This window comes from Schleiferilactobacillus shenzhenensis LY-73 (genome assembly GCF_000469325.1).
GTDB classification, from domain to species: domain Bacteria; phylum Bacillota; class Bacilli; order Lactobacillales; family Lactobacillaceae; genus Schleiferilactobacillus; species Schleiferilactobacillus shenzhenensis.
Genome location: NZ_KI271607.1, coordinates 4,651 through 20,883, shown reverse-complemented (window position 1 = coordinate 20,883; position 16,233 = coordinate 4,651). Strand labels below are relative to the sequence as shown.

Below are 16,233 nucleotides of genomic sequence, written 5' to 3'. Positions count from 1 at the left end.
GCCTGTTCATTCCAGACCGCTTTAAAATTCAAGCCGTCAACAGTCAATCGAACATTATGTTTTGTCTCTGAACGCAGAACGGCCAGCATAATCGCATTGGCTGAACAATTTCGCTTTGCGTGGCCTAGTTGACGATTGAATTGTGTACTCGACACCATGTAGATTGTGAGACTCACGGTTAAAATCGTTAACGAAATCAGGCTTTCCACCAAAAGAAATCCCTTCCTTTTCTTCAATTAAGCGCCCCCATCGTATTTGTACTGTAACGGTATATTCTAGGTCACTCCCGACATCCTTGAAGCGCCAAGTACAGGCCTGTACACTTGATACACCAATATTCATGTTTCCAGGGTGTTCCGTAATCGCTAGTGTCTCAGGAAGGACCATCTTTTCACCCGGCGTAAAGACAATAGCCGGCGGGCCATTGGCTGTTGCTTCTACGCTCACTCGAATATTGACAGACCGTAGACGCACCGTATTCTCGTACTTCTGGTAGGCCATTTTAAACCGGTCAACAAACGCACGATTGCTCGAAGCACGAGAAATATGTTGTAAATACGGAACAGAACACAGTAGGAGAAGGCATACACAAGACAAAACAATCAACGTTTCCACAACAGTGAATGCTTTTTTAACTGTCACTGTTTGTTCCAGAACCTTTGACTGTGACATTGCCCGTTTTAGGATCATACATGACGACTTGGTTTGCCTGTTTGAGTTGTTTCTCTGACAGGTAACCTGTTTCTTCCAACTTCTCAAGGTTCTCTGGAAGTTTACTCTGATCGGCTTGATAAAGTGATACTTGGGTTTGCACTGTAGTTACTAGTGCCTCATCCGTTTGAGCAGTCACCCGTCCCTGCTGGCTAATCAAATTCGGCAGCACCAGCAACAACAGCGCGGCGATAATGAATACCACCAGCAGCATTTCCAACAACGTGAAACCCTTCCGCTTCTTCCGCTTCATCCCTTGCCACTGGCGCTTGATCAATTGCATCATCTTGATTCCTCCATTTTCTTTCTTCTCAATTGTCTTAATTCAGGACCTGCATCTGGCCATAGATCGGCAGCAGCAGCTCCCCGTAAATACAGAGCACCGACAGCCCCACCAGCAGGAAACACGCCGGCTGCACGCGGGTGATCAGCTTGTCGATGCGGGTAAGCATGAGCTCGTAATACTGGTCCGCGAGAATCTCCAACTCACCAGCCAGTTCCGCGGCGGTGCTGCCCTGGGCGAGGAGACTGGCCACCTCGTCCGGGAAATACACCAGCGCGTCCATGATGGCAATGAAGCTGGTCCCCTCCTGGAACTTGGCCTCCATGTCGTGGAGCAAAGCGGCCACCAGCGAGCCTGGTTCAAAGGCCCCTTGCAGGGCGATGATCTCCTTCATGGTCCAGCCGTTGCCCAGCAGCATGCTCAAGTCATAGAGCAGCGTGTGGTAAATGTAGCAGCGCAGCACGCCGCCCACAATGGGCCAGCGCTGAATAGCGGCCACCCGCTTGGCGTTCATCGGCGCGTGCCAGCTGCGGTAGCCGGCCCAGCCGAGGCTGCAGCCGATAACCACCAGCAGACCGAAGCCCATCGTCAGCCATTGACTGAAGCCAGCCTCCCCCGTCATCCCCAACGCTGCGAATTGCGGCCGGATCACCAACCGCACCAGCAGCAGGATCATGCCCACGAAGGCCAACAGGAACATGGGATACAGGCAGGCACGCTGCAGTTTCTGCAGGCGCTGGCGCTGGCCCTGCTGGAAGCGGCCGACCCGCATGAGGAAGCTGCTCAGCCGGCCATTGGCCTGAGCCATGGCGACTTGGTCGCAGAGCGGGTCAGAAAAGCCGACCGACCGCATCCCCTCGGCTAAACTGCGGCCGCTTTGGAGCAGCCGGCTGAGCTGGCGGGTGGCCGTGCGCAATGCTGGCCGCGTCCGAGTGATGTAATCAATGGCCACCGGTAAAGCCAAGCCATGCTGCAGCATCTTGCCCACCTGCATGATGAAAAACGTTTCTTCAACATACTTAATGCGCGGCCGTTTTTTCCTACTGGGAACCTGCCCTCGCGTTTTTCTTCGGCTAGCCATACTGGAATGCCACCGCCGTTTCTCTGCTGATGAGACCGTCGCTGTATAGACTGCGCAGCGCCTGCTGCCAATTGATGAAACACTGCTGGGGCGTGTCGATGAGGGCCGTCAGCGCTGTGTGGGCGGCAATGTCGCACAGAAGCTGAGGCGGCCCGTTTTGCCCCGGCAGGAGCCGCTGATAGACGACGCCGGTGAGACTGTTATGCAGCACCTCGGCGGGCAGGCCCATCTGCAGCAGACGGCCGGCGATGCCCCCGGTGGTGCGGGCGTGGATCGTCGTGAACACCGAGTGGCCGCTCAGCGCGGCTTCGAAAGCCAGCTTTGCCGTGGCCGCGTCCCGCACCTCGCCGATGATCAGCACATCCGGCCGTTCCCGCAGCGCCGCCTTGAGCAGCACGGGATAGGTCATCCCGGCCGTGTCGTTGACTTGGACCTGCTTGATGCCCGGGTGGGCAATCTCGACCGGATCTTCGATGGCCATCACCACGTGGGTCTGGGCCAGCCGCGCAGCGACCTGGTACATCAGGGTCGTCTTGCCCGACCCCATCGGCCCGGCGAAGGCAATCAGCCCCCGCTGCCGCGCCAGATCGCAGAGCATGGCGAATTGATTGGGGAAGAAAAGGTGTGGGTCCTTCGTCAGCGGATACAAGATCCGCAGCACACTGCTCTCCCGTTCCAAATAATCCCCCACCGTCGCCACCCGAATATTCAGCTGCGGGCCGTACCGCCACATCCCCGACTGAGGCCGGCGGGTCTCGCTCACGTCCAGCTGGGCCAGGTACTTGAGGGCGTTGATCACCTGCTGGCCTTCGTCATTGGTGATCATCTTGATGGTGCGCAGACCGGTGACTTGCCGCCAAACGATGGCGTAGCCCGTCCGCTCCGGCCGTAAGTATATGTCCAACACTTGCACGGCCACGGCCGGCGCAATTAATTCTTTCGCCACGTCCAATGGCATCACCCCCTGCATATACAAATACGCAAAAGGAGCCGAAAGTTAAAAAAACACCCCGAAAAAATTTTCGGGGTGCTGCCTAATCAATGATGATGCTGTTCCAGAGCCGGTTCCAGGGGCTCGCTGTGCTGTGCTTTCTTTTCTGCCAGCGGCTGGTTCACCGCCATATTCTTCAAGTGCCGCATCGTTCTGACGTAAGAACTGATCAACACGGTCAATGAACCCAGCCACGCCAGCGGGTTGGCCGCCGACGCCCCGGCGAAGCCGAAATAGTGCACCAGGATCAAGCCGGCAAACGTCCGCATCAGCAGCTCCATGACCCCGGCGATCGTCGGTACCATGCTCTGGCCCAGCCCCTGCAGGGTATACCGGACGATGAAAAGAATCGCCAGCAGGAAGTACATGCTGGAATTGAAGTGGAAGTAAATCTGGGCCATGTTGGTGACCAGGGGCTGATGGCTGCCGACGAACATGTTGACCAGCGGCTTGCCCAAAAGAATGATGCCCGCGCCCAGTATGATGGAGACGGAACAGGAGGCGACCAGGGCTTTCTTCACGCCCGTCCGAATGCGGTCATAGTTGCGAGCGCCCAAGTTCTGGGCTGCGAAGGTGGCCATGGTAATACCGAAGGACATGGCGGGCATCGTCGCCAGTCCGTCGATGCGGCCGGCGGCAGTGTACGCCGCGACCGCGTCAGAACCGAGGGTATTGAGCATGATCTGCAGGATCAGCGCACCGATGGAGATGATCGACGCCTGGAAGCCCATGGGAATGCCGATGCGGATGTGGGGAATGATCTCCTTGCCCAGCCCGCGGAAGTCCTTCGGCCGCAGAACCAGTTCCGGCACCCGGTGCCAGATGTACCAGCCGCTGAGCACGGCGGACAAGCCCTGGGCTGTCAGAGACGCATAGCCGGCACCGGCCACGCCCATGTGGAAGCCGAGGATGAACCAGAAGTCCAAGCCGATGTTCACGATACAGGCCAGGATCAGGAAGATCAGCGGTGTACGCGAATCCCCCAGGGCCCGCAGCATGTTGGCAAACAAGTTGTAGAAGACCGCGATGACGATGCCGCCGAAGAGGACAGAAATGAAACTGGCAGCGTCATGAATAATGTTCTCCGGTGTTTGCATCAGGCGCAGCAAAGGCATCGTAAAAGTCATGCTCAACGCGGTCAACACGGCTGAAATGACCAAAGAGACCAGAATGCTGGTGGCAAACGAGCGCTTGACGCCCTTGTAATCCCGCGAGCCGTGGCGCTGAGCGGTGACGATGGCCAGTCCAGCCGTGGTGGACTGAGCGAAGCCGATGATCAGCATGAACAGCGACCCGGTCGACCCCACCGCGGCTAGTGCCTGAACGCTAATGGTCCGGCCCACGATGAGGGTGTCGATCACCGTATACATTTGCTGGAAAATATTCCCAATCAGCAAGGGAATCGTAAACCAGATAATTTGTTTGAGGATCGGTCCCCGGGTCAAATCGCGCATGCGTCTGCCACTCCTTTTTACACAATGATTACATTACCCTACAACATTCAACAGGCAAAAGGAAGGCCTGGGCCGAAAAAAACGCAGGCGGCTGGAGGCCGTCTGCGCTGATAGTGTCTTTTTCGGCGGAACTACTTCCGCTTTTCGGCAAAGGCCGCTTCGATCTTGGCCAGATCCAAGTGGGCCGTGTCCGGGAACAGGATGTCGGCTTTGCCCAACACTTCGGGTTTGCCCACCCCGACGGCAAACATGCCGGCCCGCTGGATGCCCTCGATGCCGGCCACCGCGTCTTCCAAACCGACCGTATCGGCATACGGTGAATGGATCAGGTCGGCGGCTTTCTCAAAGATCTCCGGATCCGGCTTGCCCTTGCTCAGAGTGGCCGGGTCAACGATGGCCGCGAAGTATTCACCCAATTCCAGCCGTTCGATGATGAACGGGGCGTTGCGCGAAGCCGAGGCCAACGACATCGGATAGCCCGCTTTAGTGATGGCCTGGAGAAAGTTGCTGATGCCGGGCAGAATGTCCGCCGGCGTCATCTGCTTGATGAGCGACTTGTACAGGTCGTTCTTCTCCGTCGCAAACTCCCGCTTCTCGGTGTCGGTGTACGCATTCTCCTTGCCGCCGAACTTCAAGATGACGTTAAGTGAATCCATCCGGGAAACACCCTTCAGCTTTTCGTTTACGGCCGGGTTAATGTCGATGCCCAACTCGTCGTGGGCCACTTTCTTCCAAGCCTGATAGTGGAACCGCGCGGTATCGGTGATCACGCCGTCCAAATCAAATACAAACCCCTTGATCAATGTCGTCACAATCCTTTCTTACAACCATCTCTATTGTACCGCACGGCCGTTACGCGCGGACAGACGCAGTCAGTTCCTCCGGCTTGTCGTAGACCCAGACGGTCAGCGGGTCGCCCTTGAGCAGCTGGAGGGTAGCGCCGGACGAATCCACCGTCACCTGAATGATGCGGTCGCGGTAATTGATGGCGAACGTGTACTTGTGCCAATGCTTGGGTAATAAAGGCTTGAACGACAGCTTGTCCGCGTGCTGACGCATACCGGCAAACCCTTGGACAATGGCCAGCCAGCTGCCGCTCATGGAGGTGATGTGCAGTCCGTCGTCGGTGTCGTTGTTGTAGTTGTCCAGGTCCAGCCGGGCCGTCCGCTGGTACAATTCCACCGCCTTGTCTTCCTTGCCCAGCTCCGCCGCCAAGATGGCGTGGATACTCGGCGAGAGTGACGACTCGTGCACGGTCAGCGGCTCATAGAAGTCGTAATTGCGCTCCTTCTGCTGCATAGTGAACTCGTCGTTAAGGAAGTAGATACCCTGCAAGACATCGGCCTGCTTGATGAACGGGCTGCGCAGGATGCGATCCCAGGACCAGTGCTGGTTGATTGGCCGCTGATCGGCGGGAATACTGCTGGCCGGCCGAATATCCTTATCCAGGAAGGTATCGTTCTGGACGAAGATGCCCAGCTTCTTGTCCTCCGGATAGTACATGCGATCGATAATGTCCTGCCAGTGAGCCTTTTCTTCGGCACTGACCGCGAGCTTCTCTCGCTGACTAGCCTTCGCCTCCGGCAGCATCTTCAGCGTGTAGCGCAGCGTCCAGGTCGCCATGGTGTTGGTGTACCAATTATTGTTCACGTTGTTCTCGTACTCGTTGGGTCCGGTCACCCCGTGGATCATGTATTGGCCTTTGCGCTTTGAGAAATGCACCCGGTCGGCCCAGAAACGGCTGATGGCAACGAGCACTTCGATGCCGTGGTCGTCCACGTAACTGTGGTCTCCCGTGTAGTCTGTGTATTGGGCAATGGCATGGGCGATCGCCCCGTTACGGTGGATCTCCTCGAACGTAATCTCCCACTCATTGTGGGACTCGATACCGTTGAAGGTGACCATCGGGAACAGCGCGCCCTTCAGGCCCTGCTGCTGGGCGTTGTGGAACGCCCCAGCGAGCTGGTTGTACCGGTATTCCAGCAGCTGGCGAACGACCTTGGGGGGCGTAACAGAAAGGTACATCGGAATGATGTAGGCTTCGGTATCCCAGTAAGTGGCGCCGCCGTATTTCTCCCCGGTGAACCCCTTGGGGCCAATGTTCAAACGGGCGTCATCACCGTAATAGGTCATGAAAAGCTGGGCCAGGTTGAAACGGATCCCTTGCTGGGCTTCATCGTCGCCGTCGATCACCACGTCGGCCATGTCCCAGCGCTCCCGCCAAATCTTGTTCTGAGCGGCCAGCAGTGCATCGTAACCCTTATGCGCGACCTTGCTCATCAAGTCCTGGCCAGCCTCGACTTGCTTATCCGTGGGAATATCCCGGGAGGTGACCACGGTGACGAACTTCGTCAGGGTGCTGCTCTCTCCTTCGCCCAGGTGCCAAGAAAGGTCCTCCTGCACCAGCAGGCTGCCGTCCTCCGCTGTGCGAGTGGCGGGCGCCGGGCTGGTCAGGTGATTGGTCATGCTCAGCGTAATGCTGAAGCGCGGCACGTCGTAAGGGTTGGGCTTGGTGATCACCGTCAGATAACTGGTACCGTTGCTGTCAGCGTGGCGGCCGAGCTCCTGCCAGAGCATTTCTTCATAATTACTGTCTTCGTTGTGGACGTTGCTGTCCAAGCGGGATTCCACCCGAATGTCGGCACTCCCCTGGAGGGTCGTGGCGGTCATGCGGATCACCGCGGCTTGGCGGATATCGTTACTCATGAAGCGGTCGAAGCTCAGTTGCACCTGGGTGTCTGGCAGATCCACGATGAATTCACGGTGCAGGACAGCATTGTGCATGTCCAGGCTGAGATAGAAATCGTGGAACGGCGTCTTCGCCAGGTCGATGGGCACATTGTTGATCGTCAGCGGCATACTGATGAAGTCCGGCCCATTGATGGCCTTACCAAAATATTCAGGGTAGCCGATCTTCCACCAGCCCACCCGGGTCTTATCGGGGAACCACACGCCCCCGTAATAGGTCCCTTGGAGGCTGTCACCGGAGTAGCCTTCCTCGAAGTTGCCCCGCAGACCCATGTAGCCATTGCCGATGGCGGTCAGGCTTTCCTGGAGGCGTTTGTCGTCCTTAGCTAACGTGTGGGTGCGAATCAGCCAGGGATCGATGTCGAACAATCGTTTAGTCATACGTTTGCATCCTTCCCGTGGCAACGTATCCGTCATTCAGACGGGTTTGCCAAAACATCAAACTAATCATGATGACCGTCCACAGGGACAAAATCACCAGTTGCAGCCCAAACGCGAAGTGCACCAGGCCCACCAGGCAGGCGAGGACCGCCCCGCCGCCCATGGCATTGAGCACCAAGTTCAGACTTTCCTTATATTTATGAATACTCGTATACCGATTAAAGCGTGTCAGCCACATGAAGAAAGCAATCCCCAGCCACAGCAAGAGGGCCGTGACAAAGGTGATCCCGCCGAACAGGGTAACGAAGTACATCGTCACTAAGCTCTTGTTCTCCGCGTACCACTGCTCATTCAGGTACTGCTTCGCGGATTGATAGCGGATACTGGCCCGCAACGGGACCTTGAACGCCGCCTGGTCTTCCTGCAGAGCAAACGATTTCGGAGCGACGCTAACACTGACGGCGCGGCTCTTAATTTCTTTCTTTGTCAGGTTGCGGCCCACAATGGTCTGCTTATCTTGGTAAAGGACGGCATGAGCGGTCGAACGGTTTTGGAACGCCGTCGCCAACGCTTGGTCGACAGCGTCTTTCTTCACCGCCTGCGTCACTTTGGGCAGCAGAATATCCGTATCCACCGTGGTTTGGCGACCGTAATAGACCGGCACGGGAATAATCACCAGTGCCAATAGAATGATCCAAGAAAAGATCATCTTCCACCACCCTAAATCATGCCGGTGGGCAAACATCTTCTTGGGCTGCAGCGTCGTTGACCAGTAATTGAACGGAAACCGTGTACTTAACTTCATATGGGGGATCCTCCTCAGTGTGCGTATCGTTTACCCCTTTGGTGTACCAGAAAGCGGACCCAAGAGGCAAGCCTCTGCACCACTTTTGGCGATTACCCTTTATCTGCACCAGCGGTAATCCCGTTGACGTAGAATTTCTGCATGACGACGAACAGAATCGTAATGGGGATCGCGATGACCACACACCCGGCGATGAACTGGGTGAAGTACGTCGTGGACGAGCCCTTCGTACTGTGCAGCATGTTGTACAGCCCATAGGCAATCGTGTACGTCTTGGGATTACCCGAGGAAGAAAGGATGATGCCAGAGAAGATGAAGTCGATCCACGGACCGATGAAGGCCATCAAGGCCGTGTACACGATCATTGGCCGAGACATCGGCAAGCCGATGTGAATGAAGACTTGCCACCGGGTCGCGCCGTCGATGATCGCCGCTTCGTCCATGGAGCGCGGAATCGTATCGAAGAAGCCCTTAGCAATGTAGAAACCGAGGCCGGCACCGCCGACGTAAACCAAGATCAAGCCGCCCAAGTTCAGCATGTTGAAACTCTTCAAGATGTAGTACAAGGCGATCATGGACATGAACCCAGGGAACATCCCCAGGACCAAGGCAATTTGCAGAAATGGTTTACGAAAGCGGAACCGCAGCCGGGACAGGGCATAAGCCACGGAAATCGTCACGAACGTGGACAGGACCATGGAGATGACCGCGACCACGAAGGTGTTGCGCAGCCAATACAGGAACGGGAACTGGCTGCTGGTAAAGATCCCAATATAATTTTGAATCGTGAATTGCTCAGGCCAGAAAGTGGAGACGAAGCCGGTGTCATTGTATGAGAAGCTTGCCAAAACGATCCAGACGATGGGCACCAGCCAAACCACGGCTAAGAGTGTCAATAAGAGATAGCGGAACACCAAGGACAGGCGCCGTTGTGCTTTGTATGATTTCATTGTGATCAGCCCTCCTTAAAGGCGTTCGTCCGCCGGTATGCAAACAGCGAGAAGACAGCACTGAGAATGAAGATCAAGATACCCAGGACCGCGGACGCGTTATACCGTTGGGTCTGCCCGAAGACCAAGTTGTACAACCAGGTCACCAGCAGGTCGGTATCGCCCGCCCCCACGTAGTTGTTGTTCATTGGCTGGCCACCGGTCAATAGGAAGATCACGTTGAAGTTGTTGATATTGCCGATAAATTGTTGAATCAACGAGGGTGCCATGACAAACAATATCTGAGGGAACGTAATGGAGCGGAAGACTTGCAAGGCATTGGCCCCGTCGATCTTAGCCGCTTCGATTTGATCTTGCGGTAAGTTTTGAATAATGGCCGTGGAAATCAGCATCGATACTGGGATACCAATCCACATGTTGACCACGATAACGGTAATTCGGGCCACCAGCGGGCTCGCGGACGCCCCGATGAAGTTGATCGGGTGAGCGATCCAGCCCCAGTTCAGCAAAATGTTGTTTAGCGGGCCTTGCAGGTCCAGGAACTGAGCCATCATCAGCAGAGAAACGAATTGGGGAACGGCGTAAACAATGACGAAGATGGTCCGCCAAACGCCCTTAAACTTAATCCCCTTGGACTCGATCAGCATGGCTAACAAAACGCCGAAGAAAAACGTCGTCGCCGTAGCACAGACGGCCCAAACCAGCGTCCAGCCCAATACCGGGAAGAATGTCCCGGCCAAGTCCCCGGTCAAGACGTTGCCGAAGGCTTGGAAACCAGTCCAAGAGAAACCAATCGAATGTTTCGCATCGTAGTTGGTGAACGCCATAGAAATCATGTACAACGTGGGTAAGACAGTGAACGCCAAGATCCCGATAATGGGGATGGTCATCAACGTTGTGTGCAGCCGCGTGTCAAACAATGATTTCAGCTGTTCCATGTTGCTCTCCACGTGCTCGCCGTCACGATTAGCGATATACAGTGACTTAGTGGCCCGCAAATTCGTGACATAAAGAAACACCATGGCCACGATCAACAGTACGGCAAGTACCCCGAACAGCAAGATAGTGACCGAGTTGTCTGGCAGCTTGGTAATGTACACCCCTTCTGCCTTATCGAATACGACCTGTTTTTTCTTGATAGCCCCCAATGTAGTGAGCAGACTCAGCGCTGACACACCGGTGAATGCTAACCAAACGATAAACCCGATTTCAACAGCCAGGTACGCAATCCCACGCACCCACTGGCGATTCTTTAAACTGCTGACACCCATCAAGAAGAACGAGAGCTTGGACGCCAGGCCGCCTTTCGCCCAGACCTCGCGATACGTTGCTTTGGGTGGCTTTTTATCTTTCCTCTTAAACATAAACTGCCCCTTCTTTCGCCACCGGAGAACCCCCCGGCGGTGCATTGTTTTCACCAATATAAGTAAAAGGAGCGAGGCGCTGGCCTCACCCCTTCAAAAAGAACTGTTAGTTGGCTTTGGAGATCCGCTGTACGAAGGTTTCCAGCTTAGCACTGTACTGGCTTTCCTTGATGGAGCCCGTGTAAGCGCCATTGATCAGCGGTGTTGCGGCATCCCAGAAGGTGGCCATTTGCAGCATCTTCGGCATCAAGGTAGAGAATCCAGGCTTAGCCATGGCCATCACGGCTTGGGCAACCGGATCATTAGCGACCTTGCTGCTGGCTTGGGTGGCTTTATCCGTCGGGATCTGACCAGACTGCTCGTAAACAATCAGTTGAGACTGCTTGTTGGTAATGAACTCAGCCAACGCAGCCGCTGCTTTTTGATTCTTAGTATCAGTGTGGGAGTTAACGGCGAATGCTTCGATGCCCAAGAAGGCTTGCATCTGCTTCTCTTCGCCGCCCAGTTTAATCGTCGGATACGGGGCAACAGCGAAGTTGTCACCGAGGATCTTCTTCAGGTTGGCAGCGTCCCAAGGTCCATCAATGATGGCCTGGGCATGACCGGACTTCAACTGGTTCAAAGCGTTCGATGTCTGCATGACACCCTTGTTGGCCTTTTGCTCAGCAAACCACTTCAGGGCATTGACCCCTTCTTGGCTGTTGGCATTGGTGCCTTTCAAGGTTTCGCCGTCTTTACCATAAAGATAAGTACCGGCAGATAAGAAAATCGGGTAGAAGTTATACGGGACGGTAAAGTCCGTTGCGACAACGCCCTTGGACGTTAACGTATCCCAAGACTTCACGTCATCAGCGGTCAACTTGGACTTGTTGTAATAAAGTGTCTGGGCCTGTTCTGCGAACGGGAACGCATACATCTTATCCTTCCAAGTGACACCCTTAACCGACGTGGCCGTGTTGTTGGCCTTGACGGTTTTTTCAGCGGTCGGGGACAGCGGGTTGATGTAGCCTGCCTCGGCCATTTGACCGAGTTGGTCATTAGGCACTTCGAAGACGTCAGCCGCTTTGGCCGGGTCTTTGCCCACATCGGTCTTGGCATTGGAAGACCCGTTCGGGCTCTGGGTCAGCTTCACCTTGACGTCCGGATACTTCTTGTTGAAGTTCTTGACGATCGTCTTATAGAACGGTACCTGCGTCGTGTCGACCCACAGGCTGACACTCCCCTTGACGGCACCGGATTTGCTCGATGACGTGCTGCTCGATGAATTGGAACTGCTTCCGCAAGCCGTTAAGGCAACGGCGGCAAGCAATGTCGTACTGGCGACAGCAACTTTTTTCCACAACTTCATGTTGTTTCCTCCTATTAGGTCCTGGTGAGCCAGAAAAAATGGCTGTTAAATAGAATGACGTCTGAAACGCGGTTTTGCTGATCCTGCTCCCGTTGAGGAAGCGGTGACAAAATGTTGGACAGGCGAGTGCGGCTCGTGCCGGTGACCTGATTTGTTTTACATATTCTAGTATGTGACCTTGAAACGTAATTTACAATCGCTAGACCGATGTTACCGTTATCAAGATGGCTGAGGTGTGGCAACGCTATCGCTGACGAACCACATTCTGGTCATCAATCCCGGTGGAACCAGGTTTGCAAACGGTTGCCAGGTTGGACCGGTCCATTCATTATCAATGGTTCGATGCTTTTATCTTCTTGTGGACTGATATACAAGTCTTCCGTTTGGATCGTTTTCAATGACCTGCTTACGGAAAACAGCCCATCAAAAAAGCCGAGAAGCGATTTCGCCTTTCTCGGCTTTGCTAAGCACTTACTTCTTCACGTACAGAATGAACCCATTCGGCGCCAGTTGCTTACCATCAACACCTTGACTCAAGACCGTCTCGTCTTGGTGGCTGTGCTTCAAAGTAATGGCCTGTTCGCCCAGGTTGAAGACACCATGCACGCGGACGCCATGGAACTTCCGCACCACGTGGACGGTCCCCGTGAGGTCGTCCACCGTCCGCCATTCCACCGTGCCTTGACTGACGACGTCCGCGTATTTCTTGCGGAGCGCAATGAGCTTGCGGAAGAAATGCAGCATGTCCTGGTCTTGGGCTTCCGGATCCCACACCATGCACTTGCGGCAGTCGGGATCATCGGCCCCGTCCATACCCACTTCATCGCCGTAATAAACACACGGCGACCCTTTTTGCAGATAGGTGAAGGCCAGCGTTTGGCGCATTAAGTCGGCGTCGTCGTGGCACACCGTCAGCAGCCGCGGTGTATCGTGGGAATCCAGAACATTGAACATCACTTCGCTGGTCTGGTCCGCGTACCGCATTTCCTGCTGGTTCATGGCCGAGACCATTTGTGTCGGCGTGATTTTCTTCTTGACCACGCCGTCTTCGATCAGGCCGGTGAAGGCATAGTTCATCACGGCGCTGAACTGGTCCCCTTGCAGCCATGGCTGAGAAGAGTGCCAGACTTCCCCGAGAATGTAGAAATCGGGCTTGGCCGCATGGCAGACTTCGGCGAACTTGCGCCAGAAGTGGTGATCCACCTCGTTAGCCACGTCCAAACGCCAGGCATCAATGTCGAAATTTTCAATCCAATACTTGGCCACCGTCAGCAGATAGTCCTGCACCTCGGGGTTGGCCGTGTTCAGTTTCGGCATGTGCGGCGTATTGGCGAACGTGTCGTAGGTAATGTTCTTCGCTTCTTCAAAGTCGCTGGTCTGATCATAGCGGGCCGGGAAGGAATGGACGTGGAACCAATCGGCGAAGCGGGATTTCTTCCCCTTCGTCAAGACGTCCTGCCACTGGTAGGATTCATCGCCGATGTGGTTGAAGACTGCGTCGATCATGACCTTGATGCCCCGCTCGTGAGCCGCATCGACCAGCTTGCGGAAGGTGTTCTTGTCCCCAAAGTCCGGATCGATCTCTAAGTAATCGATGGTGTCGTACTTGTGGTTGGAGTGGGCCTTGAAGATGGGGCAGAAATAAATCCCCGTAATGCCCAGGTGCTGCAGATAATCCAGGTGGTCGATCACCCCTTGCAAGTCGCCGCCATAGAAGTCCGTGCGGTCCGGATGCTCCTTGCTGGCCCACGGCAGTGTGCCCTCTGGGTCATTGCTGCGGTCGCCGTTCGCGAAGCGTTCCGGGAAGATCTGGTACCAGACAGTCTCGCTCACCCACTGCGGCACTTTGATCCGATCAATATCGTGGAAGTACGGCATATGGAACATAGCGGCATCACTGACATCGGCTGGTGCCGCAGGAAAGAAACCACGGTCGCCGTAACCCACCGATTCCGGTTCCTCTGCGGTGTCGGTGAGCTCGAACCCGTACTGGAGCCGCTTGGACGGCGTGCTGACGCTGACGCCCCAATAATCGTAATCCTCGGTCTGGGCGATGATGTGCATCGGCGTGCGCCGATAATCCCACTGATTGACGCCGTCCTTGATCACCCGGCTGTACGGGTCGCCCCAGATACAGTCCACTTGGGCGATGTCGTCCCGCTTGGTGCGCAGGCGCAGGCGGAGGTCATTGTCCGTATACAGACTAGCGTATTCGCTCTCAGGGCGATGGTAAATTGCTGCACGTTCCATTAATTGGTCGTCTCCTTCTTCATATAAACTACACTGCTCCACGGGCCCAGCGTGACGCTGTCGGTGTGGCGAGCGACACTGCCCACTGGGAGCTTGCTGGCCGCCGGGTGCTGCCACGCGGCGGGCAAAGTCAGTGTTTGTTTTCTGTCAGAAATGTTCACTAAAATCAGGGCTTGTTCGTGCTCGGTGGTGCGGGTGTAGGCATACAGCCACGGCGCCCAATCTTGGAGCTGCCAGGCCCCGGTGGTGAACAGGGGCTGCTGCTTCAGCTGGAAGAGGGCCTGATAGTGGTGCCAAACACTGTCCGCGTCCGCCATCTGGTCGGCCACCGGCGTCCCCTCTTGGGTCACTGCCAGCCACGGCGCGACGGTGGAGAACCCATGGCCCACCCCATCAGACCAGGGCAGCGGTGCCCGAGCCGTGAGTTTGTGGGTGGCATTGACATTCTCCAGAATGCGCTCAGGCGACCAGCCCGCAGCCCGAGCCGCGTTGGCAAAAGCCGTCACGGTGGGATCTCCGAAGGCCGCCAAACTGGCCAAAGTGCCGTTACTCAACCCCAGTTCGTCGCCGTAGTACAGCACCGGAATCCCCCGCTGCAAGTACATCAGCGTTGCTAAGGACTTAGCGGAGCGCTGAGGATAGCGGCGGCTGCCGACCCGGGTGGCGACCCGGGCCATGTCGTGGTTGCCCCAATAGAGCGTCAATCGGCGCGGGGCCAAAAGTGTCTGCTGCCAATCGGTCATCACTTGCTTGAAGCCCAGCCAATCCAACCGCTGCGGCTGATAATTCTGCGGTACCGCTGTGCGGGCCGCGTGCGGTTCCGTGGGGAAATAACGGAACGAAATAACCGCATCCGCCATGTCGGCGTGAGGCCGGGTATAGTCCGCCGCCAAATTGACCGTGGCACTGGCCGCTTCTCCGAGAATAAACAGATCCGGGTGATCCGCTTTGATCCCGGCCACGAATTCAGCTAAGTAGGATTGAACCGCCGGCAGATTAGCAAACATGCCCTCCGCCACCACCGGCCCGGCGCCGGTCGTCGGATAATTCTGGTGCAGATCCGCCTTGGCCAGGTGAATGAATGCATCCAGTCGCAACCCGTCAATACCGCGGTCGGCCCAGAAATTGGCCACTTTGATCATTTCTCCCCGCACCAGCGGGTTGCGCCAGTTCAAATCCGGCATCCGGCGTTCAAAGAGGTGGAAATAATACCGGTCCTTGACCTGGGGGTGCTGGGTCCAGACACTGCCGCCGAAAAACGACCCCCAGTTATTTGGCCGCTGACCTGCATGACCGTTGGCCCAAATATAGTAGTCATAGTAAGGATTCTGAGGGCCTTGCAGCGCCTGCTGGAACCAGGGATGCTGGTCCGACGTGTGGTTCAAGACCATGTCCAGCACGATCCGCAACCCCCGCGCGTGGGCTTCGCTGACCAGTGTGTCAAAGTCATGCATCGTCCCCAGCTGGGGATCGATCCCATAGAAATCAGAAACATCATAGCCGTTGTCGACTTGGGGGGACTTAAAAATCGGGTTCAGCCAGAGGGTGTTCACGCCCAGCGGGGTGAAATAATCGAGCTTCTCCGTAATCCCGGCCAAATCGCCGATACCGTCACCGTTGCTATCCTTGAAGCTCTTGGGATAGACCTGATACACGATGGCGTTGTCATACCATTCTCCCATGCACAAACCCCTTTTCGTTTCGTCTGCATTCACCTTAAGCGAAAGCGTGTGCAATGGCAACGGGGTGCAGGGGTGTTAGCGGTAACAGTAGTCGGCTAAGTGAGAAATGCGTCAATTGGGTCGAGGGAGTCACTGTCACGTCTCTGGCCCGGGTGACTACGGGCTACGCAGATTGGGGCTGGAAC

General features: G+C 55.8%; 13 protein-coding genes. All 13 read right to left on the bottom strand.

Annotation, left to right across the window (positions count from 1 at the left end; translation table 11 throughout):
• Positions 1–54: 54 nt before the first annotated feature.
• The 13 genes from L248_RS16375 to L248_RS13015 all read right to left on the bottom strand — a co-directional run bounded on the left by L248_RS16375 (position 55) and on the right by L248_RS13015 (position 16,048).
• On the bottom strand, positions 55–642 hold the full coding sequence (locus tag L248_RS16375) for a hypothetical protein (protein WP_245585312.1): 588 nt from the start codon (positions 640–642) through the stop codon (positions 55–57).
• Complete coding sequence (gene comGC / locus L248_RS13070) at positions 632–997, bottom strand: competence type IV pilus major pilin ComGC (protein WP_022530731.1); 366 nt, start codon at positions 995–997, stop codon at positions 632–634. The genes L248_RS16375 and comGC overlap by 11 nt, the downstream gene beginning before the upstream one ends.
• A 34-nt stretch (positions 998–1,031) precedes the next feature.
• On the bottom strand, positions 1,032–1,988 hold the full coding sequence (locus L248_RS13065; RefSeq protein ID WP_022530730.1) for a type II secretion system F family protein: 957 nt from the start codon (positions 1,986–1,988) through the stop codon (positions 1,032–1,034).
• A gap of 79 nt (positions 1,989–2,067) precedes the next feature.
• Entirely contained in the window at positions 2,068–3,021 is a 954-nt protein-coding gene (locus tag L248_RS13060) for an ATPase, T2SS/T4P/T4SS family (RefSeq protein ID WP_196812043.1), read from the bottom strand.
• A gap of 92 nt (positions 3,022–3,113) precedes the next feature.
• Positions 3,114–4,520, bottom strand: a complete 1,407-nt coding sequence (locus L248_RS13055) for an MATE family efflux transporter (RefSeq protein ID WP_022530728.1) — start codon at positions 4,518–4,520, stop codon at positions 3,114–3,116.
• Positions 4,521–4,651: 131 nt separating this feature from the next.
• Entirely contained in the window at positions 4,652–5,323 is a 672-nt protein-coding gene (gene pgmB / locus L248_RS13050) for a beta-phosphoglucomutase (protein WP_040536855.1), read from the bottom strand.
• A gap of 49 nt (positions 5,324–5,372) precedes the next feature.
• Positions 5,373–7,649 carry a glycoside hydrolase family 65 protein gene (locus tag L248_RS13045; protein ID WP_040536854.1) on the bottom strand — a complete coding sequence of 759 codons (2,277 nt, stop codon included), beginning with the start codon at positions 7,647–7,649 and terminating at the stop codon, positions 5,373–5,375.
• Positions 7,642–8,454 carry a hypothetical protein gene (locus L248_RS13040; RefSeq protein ID WP_022530725.1) on the bottom strand — a complete coding sequence of 271 codons (813 nt, stop codon included), beginning with the start codon at positions 8,452–8,454 and terminating at the stop codon, positions 7,642–7,644. Before L248_RS13040 ends, L248_RS13045 begins: the two co-directional genes overlap by 8 nt.
• A gap of 92 nt (positions 8,455–8,546) precedes the next feature.
• Complete coding sequence (locus L248_RS13035) at positions 8,547–9,404, bottom strand: sugar ABC transporter permease (protein ID WP_022530724.1); 858 nt, start codon at positions 9,402–9,404, stop codon at positions 8,547–8,549.
• 5 nt (positions 9,405–9,409) lie between these two features.
• On the bottom strand, positions 9,410–10,768 hold the full coding sequence (locus L248_RS13030; protein ID WP_022530723.1) for a carbohydrate ABC transporter permease: 1,359 nt from the start codon (positions 10,766–10,768) through the stop codon (positions 9,410–9,412).
• 106 nt (positions 10,769–10,874) lie between these two features.
• A complete protein-coding gene (locus L248_RS13025) occupies positions 10,875–12,116 on the bottom strand; it encodes an extracellular solute-binding protein (RefSeq protein ID WP_022530722.1) in 1,242 nt (413 codons plus the stop codon).
• 471 nt (positions 12,117–12,587) lie between these two features.
• Positions 12,588–14,366 carry a glycoside hydrolase family 13 protein gene (locus L248_RS13020; protein WP_022530720.1) on the bottom strand — a complete coding sequence of 593 codons (1,779 nt, stop codon included), beginning with the start codon at positions 14,364–14,366 and terminating at the stop codon, positions 12,588–12,590.
• Positions 14,366–16,048 (bottom strand): alpha-glucosidase, encoded by a 1,683-nt coding sequence (locus tag L248_RS13015; RefSeq protein ID WP_022530719.1) that lies wholly within the window; start codon positions 16,046–16,048, stop codon positions 14,366–14,368. The genes L248_RS13020 and L248_RS13015 overlap by 1 nt, the downstream gene beginning before the upstream one ends.
• Positions 16,049–16,233: the final 185 nt, after the last annotated feature.

Excerpts from the sequence above, each read along its gene's own strand:
- comGC (WP_022530731.1), bottom strand. The coding sequence starts at position 997 with ATGATGCAATTGATCAAGCGCCAGTGGCAAGGGATGAAGCGGAAGAAG.
- L248_RS13065 (WP_022530730.1), bottom strand. The coding sequence starts at position 1,988 with ATGCAGGTGGGCAAGATGCTGCAGCATGGCTTGGCTTTACCGGTGGCC.
- L248_RS13055 (WP_022530728.1), bottom strand. The coding sequence starts at position 4,520 with ATGCGCGATTTGACCCGGGGACCGATCCTCAAACAAATTATCTGGTTT.
- L248_RS13045 (WP_040536854.1), bottom strand. The coding sequence starts at position 7,649 with ATGACTAAACGATTGTTCGACATCGATCCCTGGCTGATTCGCACCCAC.
- L248_RS13040 (WP_022530725.1), bottom strand. The coding sequence starts at position 8,454 with ATGAAGTTAAGTACACGGTTTCCGTTCAATTACTGGTCAACGACGCTG.
- L248_RS13035 (WP_022530724.1), bottom strand. The coding sequence starts at position 9,404 with ATGAAATCATACAAAGCACAACGGCGCCTGTCCTTGGTGTTCCGCTAT.
- L248_RS13030 (WP_022530723.1), bottom strand. The coding sequence starts at position 10,768 with ATGTTTAAGAGGAAAGATAAAAAGCCACCCAAAGCAACGTATCGCGAG.
- L248_RS13025 (WP_022530722.1), bottom strand. The coding sequence starts at position 12,116 with ATGAAGTTGTGGAAAAAAGTTGCTGTCGCCAGTACGACATTGCTTGCC.
- L248_RS13020 (WP_022530720.1), bottom strand. The coding sequence starts at position 14,366 with ATGGAACGTGCAGCAATTTACCATCGCCCTGAGAGCGAATACGCTAGT.
- L248_RS13015 (WP_022530719.1), bottom strand. The coding sequence starts at position 16,048 with ATGGGAGAATGGTATGACAACGCCATCGTGTATCAGGTCTATCCCAAG.